This is a genomic window from Mucilaginibacter sp. (genome assembly GCF_036568825.1).
Classification (GTDB): domain Bacteria; phylum Bacteroidota; class Bacteroidia; order Sphingobacteriales; family Sphingobacteriaceae; genus Mucilaginibacter.
Genome location: NZ_DATCRU010000045.1, coordinates 19,403 through 42,774 on the forward strand (window position 1 = coordinate 19,403; position 23,372 = coordinate 42,774).

Genomic DNA, 23,372 nt, shown 5'->3' on the forward strand with positions numbered 1-23,372 from the left:
CGTGATGGTTAGCAAGTCGCCTATTTGACTCACCCGGTCATATTCCGCTAGCCAGCGGATCGACCACCCTCTCTAAGCTTCGCTTAAAGAGGGGACTTTTTTGTTTTCTTTTTCTCCCTCTTTACCTACCGCTTGCGGTAGAGAGGGAGAACAGCGTAGCGCTTTCGGGTGAGTTGACAGGGAGCTATTGCTAAAACGATGCTTCCTTAAATTAACGGCATTAACATTGAGGCGTGTCTATCCACACTGTAATTTTGTCCACTTGATGATCCACCATACCACCTCGGCAGTAAGCAGCGCGCAAACAGCAAAAACAGCCGGTATGATACCTTTTCCGTTCGATATTAAAGCACCCGACAAAGCTACTCCATACACCACCAAAGGAAGTAAAGCCATTATGCAAAGGCCAAAGACATTAAGCGGTATTTTGAAAGGGCGGGGCGTATCGGGTTGGATCAGGCGGAGCCGGATCAATGAAATGTATTCTAAGAATAATCCTGCTCCATAAACGGTAACATCTATAATGAGTAAGTCGGCAAATGTCCAAAGTACCATAAAGCTTACCACCAGGGAGCAAATAATAATAGATACATAAGGCGTATCGAACTTCGGGTGTAATTTGTTCAGCCATTCGGGCAGTAATCCATCATCAGCCATTACTTTCGGCACGCGGGAAACAGAGAGTAATACTGCAGCATAGATACCTAATGTACTGGCCATCCCCCCAGCGGCAAGCATGATACCAAGCCATCGCCCACTGATCAACACTCCTAATTCTGGAAAACCCTTGTCCGTTAAAGTAGCAGGATCGATATGCGATTGTTGTGCAACTAGTATGGCGAAGAAATAAACCACCAACACCAAAATGAATGCCGTAAATACCGAAATAAGATAAGATCGCACAGGTTTCTCCACTTCTTCGGCGTAAGTGGTTACATTATCCCATCCGAGGCAATTCCACATCACGGTATACAAGGCCATACCCATTGATGGATAACTGATGCCCTTTAATGATGGCGAAGGGATTGATAACCCACCTGTATGATGATAAAAAAATGCCAGGATCAGTACTAAAAATGGTGTCAATACACCTATTCCCAATACAAGCGACACCCTGCCTACAGGAACGATCCCTAGAATATTCAAGCCCGCTGATGCCCAGATGATGCACAGGCATACAGGGATTTTATAGGCCGCAAGTTCGGGGAAGAAAAAGGATGCATACTCAACGAACAACACAGGGTAAATGGCCAGGTCGACAAAGGTATACAACCAAGTCCACCAGCCTTCATAAAATCCCCAACGTGTACCCAGGGCATGTTTCACCCAGCGATAATAACCGCCTTCAATGGGCATCATGCTGTTCAGCTCCAATACGGTGAAAATGGCGGGAATATCCCAAACCATTGGAGTCAACAGTAACAGCAGTAATGCGCCATGATCGCCGGCAAAGGATAAAAGTGGCTCAAGCCCGTAAGGCCCTCCTGAAACGGTAAAAAAGATCACGGCAACCAATTGCAGCGGGCGTATCTTCTTTATGGCAGGTGACGAGGGCATGTTAGCTGATAAAAATATTGTTTTTGGCGGGATTTGCCAGCAGCATTCACTAACAATTCTATATTTGAATAAAATCCAGCCTAATGAGAAAGAATTTCCCGACGCTCCTTGTCGTGCTCTGCACTTTTTCCCTGTCATTTGCTCAACAAAAAGCTCCCCGTTTCCGGGTCATTGCGCTTTATGAAAACGGAGGTCATCATGTAGAATACTCCAAAGCAGCTAAAGTATGGCTGGATAAACTGGCAGCCGACAGCAATTTCAGTATAGATTATATCCAGAACACAGATAAAATAAACGACGAATTCTTGAGTCATTACCAATTATTCCTTCAACTTGATTATGCCCCTTATGCCTGGAAACCTGATGCTGTTAAAGCTTTCGAAAAATATATTGAAGAAGGCTGCGGCGGATGGATCGGTTTTCATCATGCAACGCTTTTGGGCGAGTTTGATGGCTATCCGATGTGGCAGTGGTTCTCCGATTTTATGGGTGGCATCCGCTGGAAGAACTATATCGCCACTTTTGTACAGGGTAAGGTAAACGTGGAAGACCAGCAGCACCCTATAATGAAAGGAGTTCCATCCTCATTCTGGATAAAGACCGAAGAGTTTTACACCTATGATAAAAGTCCGCGGCCAAATGTGCATGTGATAGCCAGCGTGGATGAAAATTCTTACATCCCAAAATCAGACGTCAAAATGGGCGACCACCCGGTAATCTGGAGCAATGAACATGTGAAGGCGCGCAACGTGTATATTTTTATGGGGCACTCTCCCGACCTGTTTCAAAACGACGCTTACAAAAAGCTATTCACCAACGCCATATTCTGGGCCTCGGCCAAACCATAAAACTTAAAATCGATGAAATACCTAAAATCTGCCCTTGTCAGTTTATTGCTGATGCTATCCTTTTCTGTGTTTGCTGAACCTGTTATTTATGTTAGCCAGATCGGTTTTGATACAAACGGGCCCAAAATAGCGGTCATCGGATCAGATGCTGAATTGCCTGCAAAAACGACGTTTTCGATAGTCGATGCCAGTTCCGGTAAGGTTGCATTCGGTGGATCGCTTGGCGCAGCACAAAAGGTTGAAGATTGGTATAAGGATAAAACTTTCTACCAAGCCGACTTTTCGTCATTCAAAAAGGATGGTAAATACATGCTGACCATTACTATTTCTGGCAAAAAATATACCTCTGAGCCATTTCAAATAATACAATATGGATTGGCTAAACTCACTCTATCATCCATCATTCATTACTACAATAAACAACGGGCTAATACGCCGGAGGAACTGGATGCCGACCAGCATATCAAACTCTACGGCAGCGATAAAACCGTTGATTTACGCGGTGGATGGTGTGACGCTTCAGGTGATGTAAGTAAGTATTTTTCGCATTTGTCCTATGCCAATTTTATGTCACCACAGCAAATTCCGCTGGTTACCTGGTCGATGGTTAGCGTGGATGAGAAAATCCCGGGTTTGCTTACCAAATGGGGATTGAAGGACTCGCTGGAAAATGAAGCTTGTTATGGTGCTGATTATATCATGCGTTCTCTTTCAACCGAAGGTTATTTTTATGAGACGGTATTCAGCTATTTTAGTAAAAATCCCAACGACCGTCGAGTAGTTGGCCTACGGGCCAATAGCGTTACGACCAACGAATACCAGGCTGCGTTTCGCGAAGGCGGTGGTATGGGGATAGCTGCATTGGCACGTATTTCAAGAATGAAAAAACACGGCGAATTCACATCACAACAATATCTTGATGCTGCCAAACGCGCATTTGACCATCTTTTGGCGAACAACACCAAATATGATGACGACGGAAAGGAAAACATCCTCGATGATTACTGCGCACTGATGGCCGCTACGGAACTTTGGATCAGCACAAATAATTCCTCGTATCGTGATGAAGCACGCAAACGTGCTGAAAATTTGATTAAGCGTATGTCGGACAGGGGCTATTTTATTGCTAACGATAGCAATCGGCCTTACTGGCATGCATCGGATGCGGGGATGCCTGTTGTTGCCTTATCACGATACCTGACCAAAGAAACTGATCCGGCTTTGAGGGTTAAAGCTTTATCTACTATTAAAAAGGCACTGGATTATAACTTGAGAGTAAGTCACGAAGTGACCAATCCGTTTGGTTATGCCCGTCAAAGCTTTTTGTACAATGGTAAAGTGAAGGACGGTTTTTTTATCCCTCACGACAACGAAACCGGCTGGTGGTGGCAGGGCGAAGATGCCCGGCTGGGCTCATTGGCTACAGCTGCCATTGTTGGGGGCCGCCTGGCTTACCCGGCACAGAGCGCATGGGGTGTTAAAACCTCTCTGGCGAATTTTGCTTCTCAGCAATTATCGTGGATCACCGGTTGCAATCCTTACTCCATGTGCTTTATGTATGGCTTTGGTAAAAACAATGTTCCTTACATGCACTCAAGTTTTGGGCATGGTTCGCAAAAGGGTGGCATTTCTAATGGCATTACAGGTAAAGATGGTAACGACGATGGCTCAGGCATCGATTTCAAAACCGAAGCTGAAGGCAACGAATGGCGTTGGACTGAGCAATGGATACCGCATGCTGCCTGGTTTATGCAGGCAATCACTGCAATGGCAGAGCCGGTTGCTAAAGGCAAATAACTTGCTATGCGTTAAGAAATACGCTTTTGTGGATAAAATGCGGTGAACAAATTAGGGTGATGTTTTTTAATATTGCTGTCAATAAATCAAAGTTTAAACATGTTATCACGAGACGAAATATTCGGTTATCAACCCGATCCAAAATATAAAAAGGCGGTCGCTTACTTCTCCATGGAGTTTGGCATCGATCAGGCATTGAAAATTTACAGCGGTGGTTTAGGCTTCCTGGCCGGATCGCACATGCGCAGCGTTTACGAGCTGAAGCAAAATGTAATTGGCATAGGCATGCTGTGGAAATATGGCTATTACGATCAGCAGCGCGAAAATAACGCCAACATGAAGCCGATGTTTGTTGAAAAGGGTTATTCTTTTCTGCAGGATACCGGCATTATGTTCACTGTCCCGGTGCACGATACCCCTGTTTATGTAAGGGCATTCCTGTTACATCCGGACACGTTTGGCTCGGCACCAATCTTTTTATTAACCACCAATCTGAACGAAAACGATGAGCAATCGCGCTCGATAAGCTATAAACTATACGATTCAAACGAAGCTACCCGTATCGCGCAATCGATCATCCTGGGTGTTGGCGGCGCAATGCTGATCGACAAGCTGGGTTTGAATATCGATATCTATCACATGAACGAGGGTCATTCCCTACCGCTTAACTTTTATCTGTATTCCAAATTCAAAAGCTTAAAAGAAGTGCAAAAGCGGGTGATATTCACTACGCACACGCCTGAAGCTGCGGGTAATGAGGAGCACAGCTATGATCTGTTGAACAAGATGTCGTTCTTCTATGGCGTCCCTGTTGAAGAGGTAAAGAAGGTGCTGAATATTGACGGATGGGGGTTAAATTATACTCTCGCAGCATTAAAGTTCGCCAAAAAAGCTAACGGGGTTTCTAAATTACATGGTGAGGTGGCCCGTGAAATGTGGGACCATAACCCTGGTATTTGCGAGATCACTTCCATCACCAACGCACAAAACAAAACCTATTGGAAGGATTATCAGTTTGAAGCTGCTTTAGCCGGAAAAGATGACAATGCGATCATCGCCCGCAAAAAAGAGATGAAACGCCAGCTATTTAAAGTGGTGGCCGATCAATGTGGTAAGATATTCGACGAAAACGTGCTGACCATCGTTTGGGCACGCCGCTTTGCTGGTTACAAACGCGCCGATCTGATGACTTACGACTGGGATCGTTTTATCAAACTGATATATACTTCCGAAATGCCGGTACAATTGATATGGGCAGGCAAACCATATCCTGAAGATTACGGCGCTATAGACCAGTTTAACCAGATCATACGCAAAATGTGGCCTTTTGCTAATTGCGCAGTATTAACCGGATATGAATTAGGTTTATCAGCATTGCTTAAAAAGGGTTCAGACGTTTGGCTAAACAATCCAAAAATGTACCGCGAAGCATCAGGCACCAGCGGCATGACCGCAGCCATGAACGGCAGCATCAACTTCTCGCTTCCTGATGGCTGGGTACCTGAGTTTGCGAAGGACAAGGAAAATTGCTTTGTGATCACTCCGGGCGACGACAACCTGCCCCAACACGACAGAGATATGCTGGAATCTAAAACATTGATGGATATATTGGATAATGCCATCCGCCCGATGTATTATAAGGATCAAAAGAAATGGGTATCTATTGTTCGTAAAGCAGCGGCTGATGTTGCACCTGCATTTGATTCGGGACGTATGGCCGATGAATATTATAATGTGATGTATCTGAGCAAATAATTCCTAGAGAGATGCAAAGTATTGCGTCTCTACGTGTAATAAAAAATGCCTCTCATAACACGAGAGGCATTTTTTGCTTTATGGATGTGGTGGCGGAGGTGGCGGGCCTTTAGGATGCGGTGGTGGCTTCGGCAACCTGATATGTACACTATTATGATGATGCCTGTAATGCCTGTGATGGCGTCGATGACGCGGTGGTCTTGGCGGGGGTGGTGGTCTGCGTTGAATAAAAGCAGTCGCCGCAAGCAACGGTGTTGCCGAAGCCTCTTTCGCAAAACCAAAGCTGGAAACTGTTAACACAGTGATGATCAAAATTTTGGTAAACTTCATAATAGTTGGATTAGCATTTAGTTTATACTGATAACCTGAATTTACAGATAATGTTTATTAGTGCAGCTGTCAGCTGAGCACTTTTGGCATTTTTGTTACATTTGAAAAAAGTAATAACAGATAACAATGGCGTTTTTAGAGGAAGGGGATAAACAATTGATAGAAAAAGAGACAAAGATGCAGGAGCAGAAATTACAGCAATTACTGCAATACGTTTCACAGCATTCGCCATTTTATAAAGAGTTGTTTGCGAAAAATAAGATCGACATTAGTAATATAAAAACTATTGCCGACCTGGCGCAAATACCACCAACTCATAAGGAAGATCTGCAACAGCGTAATAATGATTTTCTATGCGTGCCGACCGAGCAGGTGGTAGAATATACTTCTACTTCGGGCACTTTAGGCGGTCCTGTTACGATTGCTCTTACAGAAAATGATCTAAATCGTCTCGCTTATAACGAGTATAACTCATTTTCCTGTGCCGATGGCTCAAAAGAAGATATTTATCAGTTGATGCTGACGCTTGACCGGCAGTTTATGGCCGGTATCGCTTATTATTCCGGTATACGCAAACTGGGTGCTGGCATTATCCGCTTAGGTCCGGGTGTCCCGGCTTTGCAATGGGAAACCATTAAACGGCTAAAACCGACAGCCATAGTTGCTGTTCCTTCGTTTATATTAAAGCTCATCAATTTCGCCAAAGAAGCAGGTACCGATATTAATAAAACTTCGGTTAAAAAGGCTATCTGCATAGGCGAGAATATTCGTAATACAGATTTCTCGCTGAATATGCTTGGCAAAAAGATTACTGAATCCTGGAATATCAAACTGTATTCTACTTATGCCTCTACCGAAATGCAAACAGCATTTACGGAATGCGGCGAAGGTAAAGGTGGTCACTATCAACCTGAACTGGTGATAGTAGAGCTACTGGATGAAAACGATCAACCTGTAGAGCCGTACACAGCCGGAGAAGTAACCATCACGACCCTGGGTGTAGAAGGTATGCCGTTACTCCGCTACAAAACCGGCGACATCTGCATGTATTTTGATGAACCTTGCGCCTGCGGCAGAACAAGTTTGCGCCTGTCATCCATCATGGGTCGCAAAAAGCAGATGATCAAATTCAAAGGGACAACATTATATCCGCCTGCATTATTTGATTTGCTCAATGAGCGCGAGGAAATACTGGATTACGTAGTAGAGGTATCATCCAACGAGATCGACCTTGATCAGGTATTACTTTACGTTGTTCCGGCGGAAGACAGTGAAGAATGCGATCACCGAATCCGTTCTTATCTGCAAGCCAGGTTAAGGGTGAGCCCACACATTAAATATGTGACTGCCGAAGAGATACAGAAAATACAGTTTAATGAAGCTAATAGGAAGCCTGTTAAGTTTATTGACAGACGTTTGTAGTCCGGAAATCCGCATAAGACCGAAAGTCCGCAAGAAACAAAACAGCATTAACTTCCGGACTTTCTGACTTGCCGACTTCCCGACTTATTTCTACCTTAGCCAATTAAATTTAAAAACCCGAAAAACATATAGTTTGCCCATGATACCTATTGGACAAAGCGCACTTTCTTTAAACGATTTTGCTGAGCTGATATTTAGGAATGAGAAAGTTGTTTTGGATAAAGACGCTTTAAACAAGGTAAATACCAATTTTGAGTTCCTCAAAAAATTTTCGTCGCACAAACTTATTTACGGCATCAATACCGGTTTCGGACCGATGGCGCAGTATAAAGTAAGCGAAGAAAACATCTTACAGCTTCAGTATAACCTCATCCGCAGCCATTCGTCCGGCAGTGGTAAGCTGATCCCGGCGCAGCTGTCAAAAGCGCTGATGATAGCCCGTTTGAACAGCTTTATGCAGGCTTATTCCGGTGTTCATCCTGAAGTGGTGGAACTGTTGAAGGAAATGATCAATAATGACATTTGTCCTTGCATTTATGAGCATGGCGGCGTAGGTGCAAGCGGCGATTTGGTGCAGTTAGCTCACTTAGGATTGGTACTGATCGGTGAAGGCGAAGTGATATTTGAAGACGCTGTTCATCCAACGATCGATATATTCAATAAGTTTAATATCAAGCCGCTTTCAATTCACATCCGTGAAGGCCTAGCGGTGCTGAACGGCACTTCGGCTATGACGGGCATCGGCATGCTGAATATTCTGCAGGCAAGAAAACTGTTAAGCTGGTCCGTTTTATTTTCAGCGATGATCAATGAGATCGTTGAGGCTTTTGATGACCATTATTCTTACGAGCTGAATATTGTAAAGCATCATAATGGCCAGAATAAGATTGCCTCATTGATGCGTGATATTCTGAGCGACAGCAAAATGATCCGCGACCGCTCGGAGCATTTGTATAATCCTGATAACCTTGACCAGGAAGTATTTGAGGATAAGGTACAGGAATATTATTCTCTACGCTGCGTGACCCAGGTTTTGGGACCAATTTACGACACCATCAACCAGGCAGAAAATGTGGTGGTGAATGAGATCAACTCGGTGAACGATAACCCGGTGATCGACCATATCAATCACAATATTTTTCATGGCGGTAATTTCCACGGCGATTATGTGTCCCTGGAGATGGATAAGCTGAAAATTGCTATTACCCGGTTATCTATGCTTGCAGAACGTCAGTTAAATTATCTGTTGAATAACAAGTTAAACCAAAAACTCCCTCCTTTTGTGAATTTAGGAGTTCTTGGATTGAATTTCGGCATACAGGGCATGCAATTTACCGCTACATCAACAGTAGCGGAAAACCAGACATTGTCATTCCCGATGTATGTGCATAGCATCCCGAATAATAACGACAACCAGGACATTGTGAGCATGGGTTGCAATGCGGCTTTGATGACCAAAAGGGTGATCGATAACTCTTTTGAAGTACTGGCCATTCATTTGATGACCATTTTGCAGGCTATCGACTATTTGGAATGCCACGACAGATTATCGTCGTCATCCATGTCACTTTATGATAAGGTACGTGCCATATTTCCGAAATTTATTGAAGATCAGCCGCGATACAAGGAAATGGCCAGAGTAAAAGATTTCCTGATAGAATCAGACCATATCTCGGTTTTTTAAGATGAAATGCGCGTTAGTCACCGGTGGTTCGAGGGGCATAGGCAAGGCAATCTGCTTAAAGATGGCCTCATTGGGTTACTATGTGCTGATCAACTACAAAAGCAACGCAGAAGAAGCCAATAACACGCTTTCACAGATCACAGAAGCCGGAAGCAGAGGCGAACTATTACAATTTGACGTAGCCGATCGTGACCAGGTAAAACGGATTTTAGGCGGATGGATCGAGGCCAACGAGGATAATAAATACATCGAGGTGCTGGTAAACAACGCCGGTATTCGCGATGACAGCCTCATGGCCTGGATGAGCGAAGAGCAGTGGGATAATGTGCTCAAAACCAATCTCGACAGTTTTTTTTATGTAACGCGCCTGGCACTCAACAGCATGCTGGGCCGTAAATATGGTCGCATCATCAATGTGGTTTCACTTTCGGGAATAAAAGGGCTTGCAGGTCAAACTAATTATTCAGCGGCAAAAGCAGGCGTTATCGGTGCTACAAAAGCATTGGCCCAAGAGGTAGGACGACAAGGCATAACTGTCAATGCGTTGGCTCCGGGATTTATAAAAACTGATATGACTGAAGGTCTGGATGAAAAAGAGTTAAAAGCATTAATTCCCGCAAAACGATTTGGCTTGCCTGAGGAAGTGGCACATGCTGCGGCCTTCTTTGCTTCAGCTGAAGCTGCTTATATCACCGGACAAGTATTATCCATCAACGGCGGCTTGTATACATGATGCTGCCAGTAGAAAATATCATTCCGCTAATCCCACAAAAACCGCCTTTTGTGATGGTGGGCAAATTACTTTTCACCGACGAAATAAGCACCCGCAGCAGTTTTACTATCGAACCGGATAATGTTTTTGTGAAAGACGGGATATTCCAGGAAGCTGGCTTGATGGAAAACATCGCCCAAACGGCCGCTTTGCGCGCGGGCTACGTAGCACAATCAGAAAATAAGCCGGTTGCGGTAGGATATATTGGCGCGGTAAGCCATTTTGAAATATTCGATCTGCCCAAAATAGGCGATGAGATCGAAACCGGGATCTGGGTTGAAAACCAAATATTCGATATTACCGTACTTTCGGGCAGAGTTTGGCATAATGGAAATTTACTCGCACAATGTGAGATGAAATTGTTTATCAGCAATAAATAAGATGGAAAAGGATGTATTTGTAGTTGCTGATAACGTGTTATCACCCATAGGCAAAACTACTGCTAAGAATTTCGATCAGCTTAAAAAAAATATCTCAGGAGTAAAGGAGCAACATAACCCGGCAATTTCAGGCAAGTCATTTTTTGCTTCGCTTTTCAATGAGGGCGATTTTACTGTAGAGCCAGGCAGAACCAGGTTTGAGCAGTTATTGATCAATTCAATAACAGATGCTTTGCTAAACAGCAATATCGATCCAAAAGATAAAAAGACGGTCCTGATCATTTCATCCACCAAAGGGAATATCAGTCTGCTGGAGACAGAAGAGCGTACGCCGGAATTACAAAAACGCATTGCATTATCAACTTCAGCCAGGTTGATTGCGGAGCACTTTGGGTTTGTCAATACTCCGGTCATCATTTCCAACGCCTGTATCTCTGGCGTAATGGGGATCATCACGGGGATGCGATTATTGAGAACTGGTCAATATGAAAATGCTGTTGTAGCAGGAGCGGATGTGATCTCCTCATTTATATTGTCGGGCTTTGAGTCCTTCCAGGCATTAAGTCCGCAGGTATGCAGGCCGTTTGACAGATCAAGGGATGGATTGAATTTAGGTGAAGGCGCCGCCACGATCATTTTGTCGACGAATAAAAGATATGCGGAAAATATAAAGGTGCTTGGCGGCTCGGTAAGTAATGATGCTAACCATATTTCAGGGCCCTCGCGTACGGGACAGGAGTTGAGTTTTGCTATTGATCAATCCTTAAAAGAAACGGGCTTATCAGTTGATGACATTGATTTTATTTCAGCACATGGAACGGCAACGCCTTATAATGACGAGATGGAGGCTAAGGCCATCAATTTATCTCAGTTGCAATCTGTACCGTTGAACAGTCTGAAAGGTTATTACGGACATACACTTGGTGCAGCGGGGCTGATCGAATCAATCATCTCTATTCAATCATTAAAAGACGGCCTGCTATTACCGACGCCAGGTTATAAAGAATCCGGGGTTACGCAATCGGTAAATGTGGTTGCAGATGTTAAACCAATCCAGGCGAAAAACTTCTTAAAAACAGCTTCGGGTTTTGGAGGCTGCAATGCTGCCGTGATTTTTGGCAAAGAATAAATATTTTTGGACAGATAAGGTAAGGACAAACATTGCTGGCAGAAAATCATATCATAAGCAGTTGTGTAATTGAGCGGGGAACTGTTTTTAAAGAGGGCGTAGCACTTTTTGAAAACAAGAACGCAGACCTGTCTGAATTCCTGCTGTCTGTATACCAGCATTTTCAGCTGAACTATCCCAAATTTTATAAGATGGATAACCTGAGCAAGCTGGGCTGGCTAGCATCGGAAGTGTTGTTGAAGGATAGTTTTCAAAAAGATCAGTATCAGGCGGAAGAAATCGGTTTGGTTTTGGCTAACCGGAACTCAAGCCTGGACAACGATATTAAATATTTTGAGTCGGCTAAGGAAATTGCCAGTCCGTCGTTATTTGTTTATACCCTGCCAAATATTGTTATCGGCGAAATTTGTATCCGCAATAATTTTAAGGGCGAACATAGTTTTTATATTCAGGATTCATTTGATGCAGATTTTATTGCCGGACAGGTGAATTATCTTTTGGATAATAATATTCTGAAAGCCTGTATTTGCGGTTGGGTTGATGTGCTAGGTCAGAACTATAAAGCAGCATTGTATTTAGTTGAGAAAAATCAGACTGACAGTTCTAAGCCATTTTCAATAAAAAATATCAATAGTATATTCGAAACAATTTAAAATTGCGGGTGGAATAAATATGGGTTCATCAGTATATATAGCAGGCGTCGGCGTGATCTCGGGCATTGGGAACAATGTTGAGGAACATCTTCGTGCGTTCGAGCAGGAAGAGGCGGGTATGGGTGATATTACGATGCTGAACACCATTCACAAAGGCGAATTGCCTGTTGCTGAAGTAAAGTTAAGTAACAAAGAACTGGTTGCAATGACAGGATTGCCTCCAAACACCAGTCGCACGGCTTTGTTAAGTTTGGTTGCTGCTCGCGAGGCATTGAATGATTCGGAAATAGCAAATTTTGAGTCATTACGCACTGGCTTTGTATCGGCAAATACCGTTGGCGGGATGGACAAGAGTGAGGATTTCTTTGTCGATTTCCTGGCGGATAATAATAAAGGCAAACTACGCAATGTATTCGATCATGAATGCGGCAGCAAGACGGAGATCGTAGCTGATCAGTTAGGTATCAGCGATTATATGACGACGATCAGCACTGCCTGTTCATCATCGGCTAACGCCATCTTTTATGGTGCACGATTGATCAAAAATGATCTGCTTGACGTAGTGATAGCAGGGGGAACCGATGCGCTCACCAAATTTACACTGAACGGGTTCAATACGCTTATGATATTGGATAAGCAATTCTGCAAACCATTTGATGAGCATCGCGAAGGCCTTAATCTGGGTGAGGGCGCAGGATATTTGGTTTTAGTATCCGAAAAAGTGGCTCAAACTTTAAGCAAACCTGTCTATTGTAAACTAAGTGGTTATAACAACAGCAACGATGCTTATCATCAAACGGCCTCATCTCCGGATGGCACAGGCTCGTACCTGGCTATGAAAGGCGCATTGGAGAAAAGCGGATTAAAGCCAGCTGATATCGATTATATCAACCTGCACGGAACAGGTACACCAAATAATGACAGTGCCGAGGGGACTGCAGTAAAACGCCTGTTTAATCCGAATTATCCGCCGATGAGTTCGACCAAGTCTTACACTGGGCATACTTTGGGAGCGAGTGGGGGCATTGAGGCGGTATTTTCAGTATTGGCTATCAAACATGGTATCATTTACCCTAACCTGCGGTTTGAAACACAGATGAACGATCTACCATTTGCCCCTGAGACCAAATTTTTGAGGGGACAGCAGATCAACCACGTCATGTCCAACTCTTTTGGCTTTGGCGGTAATTGTACATCTTTAATCTTTTCGAGGGCCTGATATGAAAACGTATATCCGTTCGGCCTCGTGCATATCGCCGCAGAAAACTTTCAGAAGCGAAGATTTTTTGACTGATATCATTGAATATACCGGTACACGCCTTAATACGATAGAACCGGATTACAAAGAGTTTATCGACCCGAAACTGATACGCCGCATGAGCAACGTAATCAAAATGGGCGTAGCGTCAGCAAAAGATTGTCTAAACCAGGCTGGTGTCGAAATGCCTGGGGCAATAGTCACCGGTACTGCCTTAGGTTGTTTGGAAGATACCGTGGGCTTTATGACCCGCATGGTAGAACAAAATGAAGAACTGCTTCCTCCTACTGCCTTTATCCAGTCTACCCATAATACGGTTGCCGCACAGGTAGCATTAATGCTGAAATGCCATGGATACAATAACACATTCGTACACAAAGGCATCTCTTTTGAAAGTGCGTTGATCGATGCCATCATGCTTTTGCGCGAGCAGGAAGCGGATAAAATTTTGGTTGGCGGCACTGAAGAAATGGTGGATACCAGTTTTAAAATTCTGACACGCTTAGGATTGTACAGACGTCAGCCCACTTCTAACCTGGAATTGCTATCAACCGAAGCAAAAGGTTCCATGGGCGGTGAAGGTGCAGCATTTTTCCTGTTAAGCAACAAAGCATCGGAAGATAATTTAGCTGCATTAGGCGCAGTCAAAACGCTTTATAACACAAATGATATCGAAGCTGGGATTGCTAAATTTCTTGCCGAAAATAATTTGAAGCCGGAGGATATCGACCTGGTGATCACAGGAAAAAACGGTGATTTGAAAAATGATGCAGTCTACAAACAGTTAAATTCCTCCATCTTCAAAAACAACAACATAGCCAACTATAAACATCTGTGCGGCGAGTATTCTACTTCATCGTCATTTGCTTTATGGCTGGCGGCTAATGTTATTAAAAGAGGAATTACACCACAGACTGTTATTGAAAAGCAAATAAACGATAAGACGCCAAAAATGGTATTGATCTATAATCATTACCTGCATAAATATCATTCATTAATGCTGGTTTCTGCTATTTAATCCAAAACTATGGCAGTAAACAACGACTTGTTCAGCATTGAAGAATTAACCCATGAAAATGGTGTTATCAAGGCATTATTGGGCATTAATGCTGATTGTGAGATTTTAAAAGGACACTTTCCAGGTCATCCCGTGGTGCCGGGAGCTTGCATGCTGCAGATCACTAAAGAGGTTTTGGAAAGGGTGTTACAAATTACGCTTCAACTCAAAAAAGCGGATCAGCTTAAATTTATGACGATGATCGATCCGGAAGTTACATCGCGTATCGAACTGGATATTACTTATAAGCAACCAGAGGAAAATAACATTACAGTCACCGCCAAATTGAGTAACCCTGATACGATTTATTTCAAATTGCAGGGAAGTTTTGTAAAATTATAGCAGGCGCTATTTTTCAGTACCATATTCCAGCGGCATCAAATCGGCAACCTGCTCCCAGGCCATATATCCTTCAAATAAAAGCGCATTCGGGCTACTAAAATTGCCATTGGCATCTATAGTCACGTTAGGCTCCATCAGATTCACCATGGAAAATTGACCATTTGGTACCTTAGCCCCTTCCGGGCGCTTCAACTGATAACCGCTATCTTTAAATTGGTAGGGCTCTTTCTCATTGGCATAAACAACAAACAGGCAATCCTTATAGGTTAGTGACTTAAAATGGTTATCCTGCACAGTTAATAACGAATCGAACATCACTGGCCGGTTATCAAAAAATATTGGTTTATCCTGCTCATAACGTGAACCCACCGATGGCTTACCAATGATCTTAAACACTTCAAAACCCTCTTTTGCCACATCGCCATTGTAAATGGATTTCATCAAATGGATTACCGATCCATCATAAGCTACAGCCCGGTTTTTCTCCCATTGTTTTAGTTGCTTATCCGATTTAGCTTTTAGCTCTTCAAACGACGGCGAACCCTGATACGCCATTATATGGGTACTATCACTATATTCAAAATTGCTGAGCAGATAATTGATCTTATACCCCAATGCATCATTTTTTATCTGGATAAAGTCGTCGGCTGTTGCTGTAAATTTTTTCAAGCGTTTGCTGTAATGGAAGTGCAAAACTTTTGGATTTAATATTTTGCAATCAGCAGCATTAGGTGTTTTACCCAAAAAGTGTTCTTTAAATTCAGCATAATGCCTGTCCCAATCCGGGTCGAAGCTTATGCTCACCTCATTTAGCTGATTGGTTTTGGGCTTTAAAACAATTGTAAAAGACAAATTGCTGTTTTTCAGCGTCAGGGGAAGAATTTCTGGCGTATAACTTATCATTTTTGCCACCAATTGGTAGGTACCCGGAGAAACGTTGCTTAAACTAAACTCGCCTGACGCATTGCAGGCGGTAATGATCTTGGTATTGGTTAAAAATACAGTCGCTCCCGGCAGGGTTTGTCCTTTGTTATCTTTAACAACTCCGCTAATCGTATATCTGTCCTGCGCGTAAATATTAACGGCAAATAACAATAATGATAGTATGAAAAGGTTCCTGGTAAAACTCATTAAGTATGAATGTAATGAGTTTTTTTGAGATGTGAAAATTTAACCTAAACGAGTTTAAAGTTTCGAAAATATATTTGATGTCCCTTTCTTATTTGAACGCCCTAATCTCAAATATTTCCGATCCAATTTGAATGGCAAAAATGGCTCAATAGCTTTAAGGTATTCCCAGAATCTTTCATTCGGCTCCTCAAAAGGGAAACATAAACTTGGGCAGATACAATTTCTTTTAGTCAACCAAAATAAAATACTTGAAGTAAACTGTTGGTTCGGCAATTCAGTGCGCGTGGCTGGGCCAATTAATTTAAAATCATAAGATAAAATTAATTCAACCGGCCCTAAATTATAAACTGGCCAAGGTTGCCCTTTTATCATGTAATCTATAGATTTCGATAATTCATTAGCTGTTAAATCCCATTCTACTTTAATTTGCTTAGTAGGAATATTGCTGGGGTAATGATATGCGACCGGAGAAACTACTCCTGCTCCAAAGTTGTCTTGAATATTTTTAAGAATCTTATCCGCTAAAATCGGTGATTCGCCATGTTCCTCGTCTGCTGAGAACCTTTGAAAATGGATGCTGTTAGGAGTTTCAGCATTTGCAGTTGTGCAATTTTTCAAGAATATTTTTATGTTTTCCCAAACTTTTTCAATTTTCCCACCTGTTAACGCCTGTGTGGTTCTCGTTTTTGGTAAACTATAAATTATATACGGCCTCGAAGCGATCATAATGTAAGGTCAAAGCTGTTACTTCGTTCTATGCCGTTCAATATAATCCGCCATCGAGTTAATATCTACCAGCACTTTGCGGCCTTCTTTAGGATCCTGGATATTGATGCCGTATTCTCTTTTAAGTAATACGATCAACTCGAGTGAGTCTATGGAGTCCAAACCTAAACCGTCGCCAAATAAAGGCTCGTCGTCCTTAATATCGGCAGGTGTCAGGTCGGTTAAGTTTAAAAATAATATGATCTGGCTTTTTAGTTTCTCTTTCAGCTCTGTATTCTGTTCCATTCCGTAATTATATTAAATTTTTTCGTTTCAAACCTAAAAAGGTTATCAATTGCAGTACCAAAGTGATCAGCACCAGCGGAATAAGGTATTGCATTATATCGGTCAACTTTCCGCCCTCCAGGAATAGTCCATAATAAGCCTGAAGGCACCAATGCATCGGCGAAAAGTTGGCGACAGTCTTCAAAGAAGTATCCATCGCAAAGCTAGGCACCATTAAACCGCCGATGGCAGCTAGTATCACAATAGAGATAGCGCCAAAACCATTGCTTTGCTGATGCGATTCTGCAAATACGCCAACGCAAATAGCATAGCTTACCGCGCACCACCCGCAAATGATGGTTACTACTAATAGTCCGAATACGTCCAACGGGATATTCAGTCCGGGCAAACCCATTAGTGGGAAGCCCCAGATACCCAATGCAAATATCACAATAGCCTGTATAACAGTAACCGCCACATAGGTGATCTGTTTGGACAACAAACCTACAGCAAAATTGGTTGGCAAGGTTTTAAGGCGAACAAAACTGCCGCTTACTTTTTCGCGAACTACGCTACCACCTAAAGACATGATCACAAAAAACATAGCGAAGATGGTCCATGCCGGCACATTATGCTGGGCTGCATTTGGTGCACGTAGTGTACCATTTTTTGATACAGGAATTTCATTGATGGCTGCTTTATTACTCAGCATCTCGCTCTCCAGTTTTTCAGGCAATGGTTTTTCATTAATAGCAAAATAAAGCGTACGTAAAGTCTCGCGACTTTCCACTATTTGCAGGGCACTTTGCAAACCACCTTTTACCGAAAGCCGCAATTGTTCCTGTATAACCGGATTATAGTATAAAGTGAGCGGACTTACATCACCTGTATATTTCTGAACCGAGTCGGCCTGTAAACCAAAGCTGATCATGGCCTTATTAGAGACACTTTTAGCTTTGGCCTTTACTTTTTTGGTAAAATCTTCCGGGATAGTTACGCTTAATAATGCATCCTTATCCTTCATCGAATCAGCGATGGTTTTGACATCCTGATTTTTAGGCAGATTGTAAACTTTGAACAAGCCGATCTTATTGATCGCGTCGATCAACTGTTTGCCTGATTCGCCAGTATCCCGGTTACAAACCAGGATGGCCATTTTATTTTTATTGATGAGTTGGAAAGTGCTGTTCTGAATGTCAGTCACTACAACGACAAGCACGATGGGCATGATGAACATAAGCGAAAGCCCGATACCATCGCGGATCAGCACCCGGCAGTCTTTCTTTATAGTGGCCCAAAGCTTAAATATCATTGCGATACTCCTTTCCGGTCAGGCTGAGGAACAGATCCTCCAAACTATCTTGTCTATGCTCTTTTAGTAAGTGAGTCAGGCTATCCTGTGTGATGATCTTACCTACATCGATTAAGGCTACTTCTTCGCATAAACCTTCAGCCTCGCTTAGTTGATGTGAGGTATAGATAAGAGTAGTTCCGTTTTTATTTAGTTCCATCAAATAGTTGATGATGGCGTGACGCGTTTGCACGTCCACACCAACGGTCGGTTCATCCAATATCAGTATCGCAGGGTTATGGATTACCCCTATTGCCAGGTTTACCCTGCGCTTCATCCCACCTGAAAATTTATCTACCTGCTTGTTGCGGACATTTTCAAGACCGAGAATATGCAGCAATTCATCAGTCCTTGTTTTAATCTGTTGTTTACTCAGACCAGACCATGCCCCAAAAAATTCTAAATTTTCAACCGGGCTCAGTTCCTGGTAATAAGAAAAATCCTGCGGTACAAATCCGATTAGTCTGTTCACATCATGATTCTTTTTGCGAACATCATGGCCAAGCAAAGTAATCGTGCCCGAATCTGCTGAGAGCAAGCCGGTCATCAAACTAAGCAGTGTAGTTTTGCCGGCTCCATTTGGGCCGAAAAGGCCGAAACGCTCCCCCTTCTTCACCTTCAAATTCAGGCCGGAGAAGATCACACCGTCGTTACCCGGGTAATGAAACCCCAGATTCTCGATGTTTACCGCCAGTTCGCCGTTTGTTACCATTTAATATTTTTTAAAGCAAGGAAAGCATTCTTTTCCAAATCTGCTATCTCGATCAGGTAATCGCCCATCTGGTTAAAATCTTCCTGGCCGCCTAATCGTCCTTTGTAAATCCCTGCAGCATGTACGGCTGCGGTGCGCCAAAGGTCGCCTGCCTGGGTAAATAATTTTGAAATTTCGGGCAGTTGGTCGTTATGTGTGTAAGCCTGCGCTTCCTGCAAAAAGGCTCCGTAAATGTAGCGGAAACCGCCACCACCAGTGCCTATCTCTTCCTGCATGCGTACCAATTGCGCCAGGTACGAGCCTGCTTTTTCAAGGCCCAACTTATCGCGCCAGTTCTTTATTTTCTTACCTGTATACTTAATACCGCTTACGCCGGCAAAATTACCGGGTATGCGCAGCATCTGGTTTACGTTCAATTTTATTCCGCTGATAATAGCCGCCCTGATCTGCTCGTCAGTGATGACCGCTTTGCTTTGCGGATAATATAATTGCCCTTTAGGTGCTAAAGCCCCTTTCGCAAAGCGAACTCGTTCCAGCTCATAGCTGGTCAGTTTAGTTGGCGCGTCCATTACCGGGTCGCTTATAAGGTAATTATCATCCTCTTTACCAAATACGATGAGGTTATGTGCGTTGAAATGGAAACGATACTCGCGCGGGAAATAGGAAAGATAATATACTCCAACCTGGCAACCTACAGGGTGGCCCTCTTTCAACCGCTCAAGCAAGTAATTTTCAGCCTGCTCTTTTGAGCTGAATTTCTTGCGGATCACAGGAATGCCCAAAGCATTGCAGGTCCGTTTGAAGATTAGTCCGGGGAAAGTGCGGAACGCTATCGCCGGACCATTATTTATTTTGATCAGCGGGATATAACAGAAAAACAGTCCCGCGCCGATGCCAAATGCAAGCGGTTCTGTGATCTTATTTAATGAGCTTTCTCTTAATAAACTGCTTGTAACCCCTGACTCGCAATGTGCCGATTGGTGGTGTTCAAAATCAAGCTTCATGCACGGTCATGGTTTTTAGATCCTCCACCTTTACATTAAAGGCGTCGGCATATTTTTGAAGTTTTTTATCAGATAGTTTTTTAAACACTTCGGGTTTTAAATGTCTTTTTACCTGCCATTTCCAAAACCCGGAATAGCCTGCCAATATCTCCATATCCATCAACCTGTATTCCATAAAGAATAGCAACGGACTGGCTTCTCCGTTCAATACTTTTTGTTTAGCTGCGGCAATGCGTTCTTCCACATCCTTCCAGGCCACATCCAACGCGCCGGATTTCACATCCCATCCACTGCTCAGTTCGGTCACATATTTGCCGCTGCTATCAGTAGCGTAGCAAACCTCTTTGGTGATCTTTCCAAGCGCACCCATATCCTGTGGCACATTTTCCTTCTTCATAGAACACGATTATTGGATTTTATGGATTTACAAAGATACTAAAAGGGGTGTCATGCTGAGGCTCTCGAAGCATGGTGGGCAGGCCTCTACGCGCCGCACTTCGACAAGCTCAGTGTGACACCCTGTTTTTTCTTATTAAACAACCGTCAACATCGCATACATATATGAGAAACGGGCGCTTTCTGGTACCAACAATAGCAACCTGTTACCTTTCTTCAGCTTACCACTATTAAACAGCTCATTGATCATCAGGAAAATAGATGCTGCGCCCACATTACCTACTGTATATAAGTTGATGAACCATTTCTCGTATGGAATACCGCCACCGTAGATCTCCACCAGATCATATATCCTTGTTCTGAAAAAGTCGCTGGAGATGTGGGGTAGGAAGTAATCTACGTCAGCAGCACCAAGGCCGCGTCTGTCCATTATCTCTTTTATCTTTTTACCTCCGAGGTGAACAATGTTATCGCTCAGCAAGGTAATGTCCTGTTTTACGCTGAAAATGGATTTATTCATGATCTCTTCCGGCGTATAATCCATAAAGCCCTTCAGTGAGCCATCCTCCATTTTTTCGCCGCCCATATACATACAGGTATCCATTTCGTTGGCGTAGGATGCGCCTTCTATCCAATCCACGCGCAGGCTTAATCCATCCTCATTCGGTTTGTCTGACATTAAAAATGCAGAAGCTCCGTCTGAAAGCATCCATCTCAAAAAATCTTTCTGGAATGCGATGAAAGGGTTTTCTTCCATTTCTTTCAGCTTCTGTGCTTCTTCTTCAAATACGTCAGAAACCAGTAAGCCGGAGAATCTTTCTGAACCTGTAGCGACTGCCAATTTAGTCTCTCCTGATTTGATGGCTAGGTAGGCAAATTTGATGGCGTGCATGCCTGCGCAACAAACACCAGCCGGCGATACAACCTCTATTGATTCCATTTCGGGCAGCCAACCGTGGGTCATTACGCCGTGACTTGGCATTACCTGGTCGGGCGATGAGGTACCGCATGACAGCAGCTCGATCTCCTTTATTTTGTCAGGATCATTCTTAAATAATTCTTTCACAGCCAGGGCGGTCATCTGCGCATTGGTATGGGTCGATTTGCCGTTTTTGTCAAGCGCATAATAGCGGTTGGTAATTCCGTTATTGCGCAACACGATCTTTTTCGACTTGGACGGGCGACCATCGATATAACCCAAATACTCCTCCATCTCATCGTTCGCCACAGGCCCGTTCGGGAAATATGCAGAAGTTGCGTTTATATAAACCTGGTTAGACATATTTTATATTACTTGTAAATAGTTTTGTTTCTTAGTTTTAATCCGTTTGGCTGAAAATGGCCTGATAAAAATCCCATCTAAAATAAGAAGAACTGGCGCACCTAAAAACAGGGCAACAAAAAGATAATATTTAAATGCGGATATCCACGGCGCCTTGTTTTTCCGCTTAGCAATAAATTTGGCCCAGGCCGCAAAAATAAACTTGGCCTTCCCTTCAATAAACATCAACGGATATTTTACCACAACAGCTTTTTTGTCTAAAAGTTCTTGTTGCAGGTTATTCCAATCGCCTGTCTCTAAATGCTTTGCGACGATCTCACCAAATACCGACGTATTTTTGATATCCTCATCAGAGACACCGGGTTTCGGAAAAATATTCAGGTAACGCTCCTTCTTACCTGTAAGCATCCAGTAAAAAATGGTGATAAAGCTGATCGGGTTCGAATGTTTATCAACTAACGCAATATTGCCCACCAATTTACCCCCAGCATCCTTCAGCGATTTACGTATCCGAACAAAAGCATTCAACCACATATTACGACCTGCACTGATGGTGATTACCGGAGTATTGTTCAATACCGCCTTAAATTCCGGACTATTGACGATAGAATTCGATGGTATGCTTGGCGATAAAAACCAAGGTTGATAACCCAATATCACCAGATCATATGCTTTCTCTTTCAACTCAAATGGCTGCAAAGCAGTTGGTACGCTCAGCACACAATCAGGCATTACCGAAAAAAAGTGGTTGCCTTTCCATGGGAATTTATACTCCGTAACAGGCTGTACTCGAACTTTTTCTACTATTGCACCGGCTTCGGCTATCGGCGCGGTGAATGAGCTGATGATATCACCCATTTGCCCCGATTGCGTATAATAAATAGCCAATACTTTTTTATCCATTCTGCGGCAAAGTTAAAAATCTTCCTTGTGCAACACTTTTGAATTTTCGCAGTAGTCTAAAATTGCATGGCGCACCGCCGGGGATTGGCTCTTGAAATTCTTGATCACAATAACCTTGTCCTTTTCAATATCCGAATGATACTTGACAATCTTCGGTGCATGCTCCTCGATAGCAAGCCTCAAAAAGTGAAATTCTGTATTTTCAGGATCGGCTAATAACGCGGTCTCCAGTTTAATGCGTCCCTGCTTAAAAGAAGCAAGCCTGTCCTTGGCCTTTTTCAATAGCCCGGCCTTTTTCATCAGCAATGCGCCTTCGTAGCCGTCACGCTCTTTTTCAGGCGCGGCCTTGATGGCCTCCAGCTCATTGGTGATGGTTTCCAAGGTGCCCGATTTCATCACTTCATAAAATTCAGCCTTCTCAAATTTTTGCGGATGCGCATTTGCTTTTACTGATACTATGAGCAGTAAAAAAACGCTTATGAATCCCAATTTCAGTCTTATATTCATATATTAAGCGATACCAAACATAATAAATAATAAACGGCGGGGCAACCTGTTAGCTGTTATGCCAACACTTATAAATTCAATATTAACCGCAAAAAGTGGCTTATATTGCAAC

24 protein-coding genes are annotated in these 23,372 nt (G+C 43.2%); 12 read left to right on the plus strand and 12 right to left on the minus strand.

Annotated elements, in window-relative coordinates; all coding sequences use genetic code 11:
* Positions 1–237: 237 nt before the first annotated feature.
* Positions 238–1,557: an APC family permease gene (locus VIM89_RS09025; protein WP_488155827.1), complete on the minus strand. Its 1,320-nt coding sequence runs from the start codon at positions 1,555–1,557 to the stop codon at positions 238–240.
* Between the two features lie 83 nt (positions 1,558–1,640).
* Between VIM89_RS09025 and VIM89_RS09030 the strand changes: the two genes are divergently transcribed.
* The 3 genes from VIM89_RS09030 to glgP all read left to right on the plus strand — a co-directional run bounded on the left by VIM89_RS09030 (position 1,641) and on the right by glgP (position 5,957).
* Complete coding sequence (locus tag VIM89_RS09030) at positions 1,641–2,405, plus strand: ThuA domain-containing protein (protein ID WP_488155828.1); 765 nt, start codon at positions 1,641–1,643, stop codon at positions 2,403–2,405.
* 12 nt (positions 2,406–2,417) lie between these two features.
* On the plus strand, positions 2,418–4,202 hold the full coding sequence (locus VIM89_RS09035; RefSeq protein ID WP_488155829.1) for a glycoside hydrolase family 9 protein: 1,785 nt from the start codon (positions 2,418–2,420) through the stop codon (positions 4,200–4,202).
* 99 nt (positions 4,203–4,301) lie between these two features.
* Positions 4,302–5,957, plus strand: a complete 1,656-nt coding sequence (glgP, locus tag VIM89_RS09040; RefSeq protein WP_488155830.1) for an alpha-glucan family phosphorylase — start codon at positions 4,302–4,304, stop codon at positions 5,955–5,957.
* Positions 5,958–6,035: 78 nt separating this feature from the next.
* Here glgP and VIM89_RS09045 read toward each other — a convergent pair whose 3' ends face one another.
* Positions 6,036–6,287 (minus strand): hypothetical protein, encoded by a 252-nt coding sequence (locus VIM89_RS09045; protein ID WP_488155831.1) that lies wholly within the window; start codon positions 6,285–6,287, stop codon positions 6,036–6,038.
* 126 nt (positions 6,288–6,413) lie between these two features.
* On the opposite strand from VIM89_RS09045, the gene flxY reads away from it, so the two are divergent.
* The 9 genes from flxY (at position 6,414) to VIM89_RS09090 (ending at position 14,984) form a co-directional block, all read left to right on the plus strand.
* Positions 6,414–7,709: a flexirubin biosynthesis putative acyl-CoA ligase FlxY gene (gene flxY, locus VIM89_RS09050; protein WP_488155832.1), complete on the plus strand. Its 1,296-nt coding sequence runs from the start codon at positions 6,414–6,416 to the stop codon at positions 7,707–7,709.
* Between the two features lie 139 nt (positions 7,710–7,848).
* The gene (gene flxA, locus VIM89_RS09055) at positions 7,849–9,393 is read left to right on the plus strand and encodes a flexirubin biosynthesis tyrosine ammonia-lyase FlxA (RefSeq protein ID WP_488155833.1); all 1,545 of its coding nucleotides are present in this window, start codon (positions 7,849–7,851) and stop codon (positions 9,391–9,393) included.
* A 1-nt stretch (position 9,394) separates the two neighbouring features.
* Positions 9,395–10,126 carry a flexirubin biosynthesis SDR family reductase FlxB gene (gene flxB / locus VIM89_RS09060; RefSeq protein ID WP_488155834.1) on the plus strand — a complete coding sequence of 244 codons (732 nt, stop codon included), beginning with the start codon at positions 9,395–9,397 and terminating at the stop codon, positions 10,124–10,126.
* Complete coding sequence (locus VIM89_RS09065; protein WP_488155835.1) at positions 10,123–10,545, plus strand: hotdog family protein; 423 nt, start codon at positions 10,123–10,125, stop codon at positions 10,543–10,545. The genes flxB and VIM89_RS09065 overlap by 4 nt, the downstream gene beginning before the upstream one ends.
* Before the next feature lies 1 nt (position 10,546).
* Positions 10,547–11,674, plus strand: coding sequence for a beta-ketoacyl synthase N-terminal-like domain-containing protein (locus VIM89_RS09070; RefSeq protein ID WP_488155836.1), 1,128 nt, complete (start codon positions 10,547–10,549; stop codon positions 11,672–11,674).
* A gap of 32 nt (positions 11,675–11,706) precedes the next feature.
* Positions 11,707–12,327 carry a hypothetical protein gene (locus tag VIM89_RS09075; RefSeq protein WP_488155837.1) on the plus strand — a complete coding sequence of 207 codons (621 nt, stop codon included), beginning with the start codon at positions 11,707–11,709 and terminating at the stop codon, positions 12,325–12,327.
* A 19-nt stretch (positions 12,328–12,346) separates the two neighbouring features.
* Entirely contained in the window at positions 12,347–13,546 is a 1,200-nt protein-coding gene (locus VIM89_RS09080) for a beta-ketoacyl-[acyl-carrier-protein] synthase family protein (RefSeq protein WP_488155838.1), read from the plus strand.
* A gap of 1 nt (position 13,547) precedes the next feature.
* Positions 13,548–14,603 carry a beta-ketoacyl synthase chain length factor gene (locus VIM89_RS09085; protein WP_488155839.1) on the plus strand — a complete coding sequence of 352 codons (1,056 nt, stop codon included), beginning with the start codon at positions 13,548–13,550 and terminating at the stop codon, positions 14,601–14,603.
* 9 nt (positions 14,604–14,612) lie between these two features.
* The gene (locus VIM89_RS09090) at positions 14,613–14,984 is read left to right on the plus strand and encodes an ApeI family dehydratase (protein ID WP_488155840.1); all 372 of its coding nucleotides are present in this window, start codon (positions 14,613–14,615) and stop codon (positions 14,982–14,984) included.
* A gap of 6 nt (positions 14,985–14,990) precedes the next feature.
* Here the strand turns inward: VIM89_RS09090 and VIM89_RS09095 are convergent, their stop codons facing one another.
* From VIM89_RS09095 to VIM89_RS09140, 10 genes are all read right to left on the minus strand, one after another.
* Positions 14,991–16,115, minus strand: coding sequence for a carboxypeptidase-like regulatory domain-containing protein (locus tag VIM89_RS09095; RefSeq protein WP_488155841.1), 1,125 nt, complete (start codon positions 16,113–16,115; stop codon positions 14,991–14,993).
* A gap of 54 nt (positions 16,116–16,169) precedes the next feature.
* The gene (locus VIM89_RS09100; protein WP_488155842.1) at positions 16,170–16,841 is read right to left on the minus strand and encodes a hypothetical protein; all 672 of its coding nucleotides are present in this window, start codon (positions 16,839–16,841) and stop codon (positions 16,170–16,172) included.
* An 18-nt stretch (positions 16,842–16,859) separates the two neighbouring features.
* A complete protein-coding gene (locus VIM89_RS09105) occupies positions 16,860–17,126 on the minus strand; it encodes a phosphopantetheine-binding protein (protein ID WP_488155843.1) in 267 nt (88 codons plus the stop codon).
* A 7-nt stretch (positions 17,127–17,133) separates the two neighbouring features.
* The gene (locus tag VIM89_RS09110; protein WP_488155844.1) at positions 17,134–18,417 is read right to left on the minus strand and encodes an ABC transporter permease; all 1,284 of its coding nucleotides are present in this window, start codon (positions 18,415–18,417) and stop codon (positions 17,134–17,136) included.
* Positions 18,407–19,168 carry an ABC transporter ATP-binding protein gene (locus tag VIM89_RS09115; protein ID WP_488155845.1) on the minus strand — a complete coding sequence of 254 codons (762 nt, stop codon included), beginning with the start codon at positions 19,166–19,168 and terminating at the stop codon, positions 18,407–18,409. Before VIM89_RS09115 ends, VIM89_RS09110 begins: the two co-directional genes overlap by 11 nt.
* Complete coding sequence (gene darH / locus VIM89_RS09120; RefSeq protein WP_488155846.1) at positions 19,162–20,172, minus strand: BtrH-related acyltransferase DarH; 1,011 nt, start codon at positions 20,170–20,172, stop codon at positions 19,162–19,164. Before darH ends, VIM89_RS09115 begins: the two co-directional genes overlap by 7 nt.
* Positions 20,162–20,569 carry a flexirubin biosynthesis protein DarG gene (gene DarG, locus VIM89_RS09125; protein ID WP_488155847.1) on the minus strand — a complete coding sequence of 136 codons (408 nt, stop codon included), beginning with the start codon at positions 20,567–20,569 and terminating at the stop codon, positions 20,162–20,164. The genes darH and DarG overlap by 11 nt, the downstream gene beginning before the upstream one ends.
* 135 nt (positions 20,570–20,704) lie before the next feature.
* Positions 20,705–21,850 carry a dialkylresorcinol biosynthesis protein DarB gene (gene darB / locus VIM89_RS09130; protein WP_488155848.1) on the minus strand — a complete coding sequence of 382 codons (1,146 nt, stop codon included), beginning with the start codon at positions 21,848–21,850 and terminating at the stop codon, positions 20,705–20,707.
* A gap of 3 nt (positions 21,851–21,853) precedes the next feature.
* Positions 21,854–22,753 (minus strand): hypothetical protein, encoded by a 900-nt coding sequence (locus VIM89_RS09135; protein WP_488155849.1) that lies wholly within the window; start codon positions 22,751–22,753, stop codon positions 21,854–21,856.
* A gap of 12 nt (positions 22,754–22,765) precedes the next feature.
* Complete coding sequence (locus VIM89_RS09140) at positions 22,766–23,260, minus strand: hypothetical protein (protein WP_488155850.1); 495 nt, start codon at positions 23,258–23,260, stop codon at positions 22,766–22,768.
* Positions 23,261–23,372 lie beyond the last annotated feature (112 nt).